General features: G+C 58.3%; 2 protein-coding genes. Both read left to right on the forward strand.

Annotated features, from left to right (window positions below; genetic code table 11):
- Positions 1–59: 59 nt before the first annotated feature.
- Complete coding sequence (gene glgX, locus GM30_RS02305; protein WP_049847331.1) at positions 60–2,042, forward strand: glycogen debranching protein GlgX; 1,983 nt, start codon at positions 60–62, stop codon at positions 2,040–2,042.
- Positions 2,043–2,123: 81 nt separating this feature from the next.
- Positions 2,124–2,229: hypothetical protein (locus tag GM30_RS26945; RefSeq protein WP_238582593.1), on the forward strand; the 106-nt coding region annotated here is incomplete at its 3' end.

The raw sequence follows: 2,229 nt of genomic DNA on the forward strand, positions 1-2,229 counted from the left end.
AATTCCCTCAGCATTACGCTGCCGCCGCTGGCGACAATCTGGCTGGTGCGGGAGGGCGAATGACAAAACTGATGGCCGGGGCTGCCGCCCCGCTGGGCGCAAGTTATGACGGAAAAGGGGTGAATTTCGCGCTGTTTTCCGTCCATGCGGAGCGGGTCGAGCTCTGCCTGTTTGATGACAAAGGTGGCGAACAACGCCTCCCTCTGACCTCACGCAGCGGAGATATCTGGCACGGCTATCTGCCGGATGTGCATCCTGGATTGCGCTACGGCTTTCGCGTTCACGGCCCGTGGGATCCGGCAAAGGGGCATCGCTTTAACCCGGCGAAACTGCTGCTGGATCCGTGTGCGCATCGCGTGGAGGGCTACCCGGCGGACGATCCGCTGCTGCATGGCGGGTGGGACACGCCTGATCCCCGTGACAGCGCCGCCGTGGCCCCCAAAGCCGTGGTGGTGGATTTAGGCTATGACTGGGAAGACGACGCGCCGCCCGCCACGCCGTGGGGCAACAGCGTGTTCTATGAGGCGCATGTTAAGGGGCTGACCTGGCTGCAGCCGGACATTCCCGAGGCGCTGCGCGGCACGTACGGCGCCCTCGGCCATCCGGTGATGATTAACTATCTCAAGCAGTTAGGCATCACCGCGCTGGAGCTGCTGCCGGTGGCGCATTTTGCCCACGAGCCACGCCTTCAGCGCATGGGGCTCAGCAATTACTGGGGCTACAATCCATTAGCGTTATTTGCCCTTGAGCCGCGTTATGCCGCGTCGCCGGAGACAGCGCTGAAGGAATTTCGCGATGCGGTAAAAGCGCTGCATGCCGCGGGAATCGAGGTGATCCTTGACGTTGTGCTCAACCACAGCGCGGAAATCGATCTCGAAGGACCCACTGTCTCACTGCGCGGAATTGATAACAGTAGCTATTATTGGATTAGAGAGGATGGCGATTATCACAACTGGACCGGTTGCGGCAACACGCTCAACCTCAGCCAACCCGGCGTCGTGGAATACGCGCGTCAGTGTTTGCGGTTCTGGGTGGATGAGTGTCACGTTGATGGTTTTCGTTTTGATCTGGCGTCAGTGATGGGGCGAACCCCGGAATTTCGCCAGGACGCGCCGTTGTTTACGGCAATTCACGCCGATCCGGTGTTATCGAAAGTAAAACTGATTGCCGAGCCCTGGGACATTGGCCCGGGCGGTTATCAGGTGGGGAATTTCCCCGCACCCTTTGCGGAATGGAACGATCATTTCCGCGATGCTGCACGCCGCTTCTGGCTGCAGCAGAACCTGTCGCTGGGCGAATTTGCCACTCGCTTTGCCGCTTCCAGCGATGTGTTCAACCGTAATGGCCGTCTGCCGTCGGCGTCAGTCAATCTGATTACCGCGCATGACGGTTTTACCCTGCGAGACTGCGTTTGTTTCAACGACAAACACAATGAAGCGAACGGCGAAGAGAATCGCGATGGGACTAACAATAACCACAGTAATAACCATGGTATAGAGGGATTAGGCGGCAGTTTTGATGTCATTGAGCGCAGACGGGCCAGCGTCCACGCGCTGATGACGACATCGCTGCTTTCCCAAGGGACGCCGATGCTGCTGGCCGGTGACGAACACGGTCACAGCCAGCACGGCAACAATAATGCTTACTGTCAGGACAACGCCTTAACCTGGCTCGACTGGAGCAAGGCGAACAGGGGGCTGATGGCGTTCACCGCCGCGTTGATTCACCTGCGCCAGCGCATTCCGGCATTGACCAGGGACGCATGGTGGCAGGAGGGAGATGGCAACGTGCGGTGGCTCGGTCAGGATGCGCAACCGTTGAGCGCTGAAGCATGGCAACACGGCGTGAAGCGGATGCAAATTCTGCTTTCCGATCGCTGGCTCATCACCCTTAACGGGACGCAGGACGTTGCAGATATTGTTTTACCCTCGGGAGAATGGCATGCCGTTCCTCCCTTCGCCGGTGAGGATAATCCGGTCACCATGACCGTCTGGCATGGGCCCGCGCACGGAGTGTGCGTATTTGAGAGGTCAAGCGCATGACATCGTTGAGGTTACCGGCAAACCGGTAATCCAGAGATGACATGTCGAAGCTCTAACGAGCATGAATAAAAGGAGTGAATCATGGTTAGGCTAGATAAAAACGATCCGTTGATGCTGGCGCGTCAACTGCCCATTAAATCCGTTGCGCTGATCCTTGCAGGCGGGCGTGGCACCCGACTGAAAGATT

It is taken from the genome of Trabulsiella odontotermitis, assembly GCF_001188485.1.
Lineage (GTDB): Bacteria > Pseudomonadota > Gammaproteobacteria > Enterobacterales > Enterobacteriaceae > Trabulsiella > Trabulsiella odontotermitis_A.

Coding starts and splice junctions, on each gene's coding strand:
- glgX (WP_049847331.1), top strand. CDS start 60: ATGACAAAACTGATGGCCGGGGCTGCCGCCCCGCTGGGCGCAAGTTAT.